2 protein-coding genes and 1 pseudogene are annotated in these 3,964 nt (G+C 71.2%); 1 reads left to right on the forward strand and 2 read right to left on the reverse strand.

What is annotated here, in order from left to right; translation table 11 throughout:
- Window positions 1–191: pseudogene (locus tag ACWEVO_RS31985) on the forward strand (hypothetical protein); the annotation flags it as partial.
- 23 nt (window positions 192–214) lie between these two features.
- On the opposite strand, the gene ACWEVO_RS31990 reads toward ACWEVO_RS31985, so the two are convergent.
- Window positions 215–724: a DUF6912 family protein gene (locus ACWEVO_RS31990; protein ID WP_452311182.1), complete on the reverse strand. Its 510-nt coding sequence runs from the start codon at window positions 722–724 to the stop codon at window positions 215–217.
- Between the two features lie 686 nt (window positions 725–1,410).
- Window positions 1,411–3,964 (reverse strand): preprotein translocase subunit SecA (gene secA / locus ACWEVO_RS31995; protein WP_452311183.1); only part of this gene is annotated, 2,554 nt, incomplete at its 5' end.

Genomic DNA, 3,964 nt, shown 5'->3' on the forward strand with positions numbered 1-3,964 from the left:
TCGGGCTGGGCACCTGCGCCGGCTACCCGGCCGCGATGTACCTGATCCGCGCCGAGGCACGCCGGACCGGCCGGGACAGCCCCAGCGGGGTGCTCTTCGTGGGGGCGCTCGCCGCGCTCATCGCGTTCGGCCGCACCCTCGGCCCGCGCCCCACCGTGAACGAGGACGAGGACGAGCCCGCCGAGGCCTGACCACCCGCCCCGGCCGGCCAGCTTCAGCCGACCTCGCGCAGCAGCAGGTCCAGCTCGCTCACGTCGTACCACTCCAGCTCGTGGTCCTCGGCACCGTCGACGGTGAACTGCGCGTCCGGGTCACCCGCCTGGGCCTCCATGACCACCTCGGCGGCGGCCGCCACATCGTCCACGGCCTCCGCGCCGTCCACGTGGATCGCGGCGACCGTCTTGACCGGCACCGGGGCGGTCAGCCGCACCACGCTGGAGCCCAGCTCGCCGCCGACCCGGCCGACCGCGCGCGCCGGCAGGTCCACCGAGACCACCACCCGGCGCCGGGGCGCGGCGTGATCGGCCCGCAGCAGCACCAGCGCCTCCTGGGCGGCCCGGGTGAAGGCGACGTACTCCAGCTCCTCCTCGTCGCCCTCGGCGTACCACTCGCGCAGCTCCGGGGTGACCGCGTGCGCCTCATCGGCGGCGAGCCCCTCCTCGCGCAACCGCGCGAGCATCGGGACGGTCGCCGGCACGTACACCCGGACAAGCTCGTCGGTCATCCGGTCTCTCCCAAGCTCATGCCCGGCCGGCGGGCGCCGGCTCCGGGCGCCGATCATGCCGTACGCCGTCACCGTCATACACCTCGGACCCGGCCTGGAGATAGTTCCCCGCCGGTGTGTCCCTGAGCCGGTTCGGCGCGCCACCCCCGGTCCGGTGCGCCGGACGCTGGGCCGAGCTGGCCGCCGATGGCACACCGAGACAAACGAAACCAAACTCAGGAGTCGCCCGCCCAGAGCGCGCCCCCGCCGGAGACGCCCCGGCCCGCGCTCGGGCCCTCCCCGCAGGCCCTGAGCGCGCGCCGCCTCCCCGCCCCGCGTCCCGCCTCCGCGTCCCACGTCCCGCATCCGGCGTCCCGCGGCAAGATCGTGTTCGATGCAGGAAGTAGTGGCATTCGTGAGGCCGATGCCACTCGATCTTGACGCCCTCACGCTCAACACACGGCACGTGCCCGAAGGCCGGGAGCCGGCGTGATCGACACGCGATGCGGCAGAGCGGGGCCTCCGGGCGGCCGGAGACCGCGACATGCCGGAACCCGCGCCACCCGTCCCGCAGCGCGAGCGGTCGGGACATGGCGCGATGCGCGCCCGCCGGAACCACCGGCGCCGCCGCCACGCCGGTATGGGTGGAGATGCAGACGGGCCCCGGCCAGGTTGGCCGGAGCCCGTCAGAGGCGCGGTGCGGGCGGTCAGTTGCCGCCGTTGGGGGCGCCGTGGCAGCGCTTGTACTTGCGGCCGGAGCCGCAGGGGCAGGGCGCGTTGCGGGACGGGCCCTCGCCGCCGTCCACCTGGCCTGGGGCGGCCCGGCGGGCGGTGCTGGCCGCGATGGCCTGCCCGCTCATGCCAGCCGGCGCCCGGCGGGGACCCGACGCGGCCGGCCGCTCGGTCTCGGTGCCGACGCCCAAGGCGGGCGCCTGCTGCTCGGTGCGCTCGATCACTGGGGCGCCCCGGCCGGCCTCGCCGTCCACCCCGGGCGCCGAGTATTGCAGGCCCTGCTGCTGCGGCGCGCGGTTGAGACCCTTGGCGTGGATCTCCACCGGCTTCTCCAGCAGCTGCACCTCCTCCGCCTCGGGCTCGGGCTCCTGGACCTGCACCTCGAGGTTGTAGAGGAAGCCGACCGTCTCCTCCTTGATGCCGTCCATCATGGTGGCGAACATGTCGAAGCCCTCGCGCTGGTACTCGATGACCGGGTCGCGCTGGGCGTACGCCCGCAGGCTGATGCCCTCCTGGAGGTAGTCCATCTCGTAGAGGTGCTCGCGCCACTTGCGGTCGATCACCTGGAGCAGGACCATCCGCTCGAGCTGGCGTACCGCCTCCTCGCCGAGCGTCTCCTCGCGCCGGTCGTACGCGGCGTGCGCGTCCTCCTTGAGGCGGGCGAGCAGGAAGTCCTGGTCGAGACCGGCCCGGGAGCCGACCTCCTCCTCCAACTCCTCGATGGTCACGCCCACCGGGTAGAGCTGCTTGAGGCTGGACCAGAGCTGCTCAAGGTCCCAGTCCTCGGCGTAGCCCTCGCTGGTGGCGCCCACCACGTACGCGCCCACCACGTCGTCGATCATGTTGCGGACCTGCTCGGAGAGGTCCTCGCCGTTGAGCACCCGGAGGCGCTCGGCGTAGATCACCTGGCGCTGCTTGTTGAGCACCTCGTCGTACTTCAGGACGTTCTTCCGGATCTCGGCGTTCTGGCCCTCGATCTGGGCCTGCGCGCTCTTGATCTGGCGAGTCACCATCTTCGACTCGATCGGCACGTCCTCCGGGATGTTGAAGCGCTCCATCACCGCCTCGACCGCGCCGGCCCGGAAGCGCTTCATCAGGTCGTCCTGCAACGACAGGTAGAAGCGGGACTCGCCCGGGTCACCCTGCCGGCCGGCGCGACCGCGCAGCTGGTTGTCGATCCGGCGGGACTCGTGCCGCTCGGTGCCCAGCACGTAGAGGCCACCGGCCGCGGCGACCTCCTCCGCCTCGACGTCGCAGGCCTGCTTCCACTTCGGCAGGACCTCCTCCATCGCCTTGGCGTACTCCTCCGGCTGCTCGAGCGGGTCGAGGCCGCGCTGGCGGAGTTCGTTGGCGGCGAGGAACTCGGGGTTGCCGCCGAGCAGGATGTCCGTACCACGGCCGGCCATGTTGGTGGCGACGGTGACCGCGCCCTTGCGCCCGGCCTGGGCGACGATCTCCGCCTCCTTGGCGTGGAACTTGGCGTTCAGCACGGAGTGCGGGATGCCCCGGCGGCGCAGCAGCTGGGAGAGGATCTCGGAGTTCTCCACCGAGACCGTGCCGACCAACACCGGCTGGCCCTGCTCGTGCCGCTCGGCGATGTCCTCGACGACGGCGTTGAACTTGGCCTTCTCGGTCTTGTAGATGACGTCCGCCCGGTCGAGGCGGACCATCGGCCGGTGCGTCGGGATGGTCACGACGCCGACCTTGTAGACCTTGTTGAACTCGCTCGCCTCGGTCTGGGCGGTACCGGTCATGCCGGAGAGCTTCTCGTAGAGGCGGAAGTAGTTCTGGAGGGTGATGGTGGCCAGCGTCTGGTTCTCCTGCTTGATCTCCACCCCCTCCTTGGCCTCGATCGCCTGGTGCATGCCCTCGTTGTAGCGGCGGCCGTGCAGGATGCGGCCGGTGAACTCGTCGACGATCAGGACCTCGCCGTCGCTGACGATGTAGTCCTTGTCGCGCTTGTAGAGCTCCTTGGCCTTGATCGCGTTGTTCATGTAGCCGACGAGCGGGGTGTTGACCGACTCGTAGAGGTTGTCGATGCCGAGCCGGTCCTCGATCTTGGTGACACCGCGCTCGTTGATCGCGATCGTGCGCTTGGCATGGTCGACCTCGTAGTCGCCCTCGCCGTCGGTGCCGGCCTGGAGGCGGGCCACCACGGCGGCGAACTCCTGGTACCAGCGGGCGGAGTGCTCGGCCGGGCCGGAGATGATCAGCGGGGTCCGGGCCTCGTCGATGAGGATCGAGTCGACCTCGTCGACCACCGCGAAGAAGTGGCCGCGCTGAACCAGCTCATCCCGCGACCAGGCCATGTTGTCGCGCAGGTAGTCGAAGCCGAACTCGTTGTTGGTGCCGTAGGTGATGTCGCACTCGTACGCGGCGCGGTGCTCGCTGGCCGGCCGGTTGGGCAGCACCACGCCGACGGTGAGGCCGAGGAACTCGTGCACCCGACCCATCCAGGCGGCGTCACGCTCGGCCAGGTAGTCGTTCACCGTGACCACGTGCACGCCCTTGCCGGCGAGCGCGTTCAGG

Source organism: Micromonospora sp. NPDC003776, from assembly GCF_053605645.1.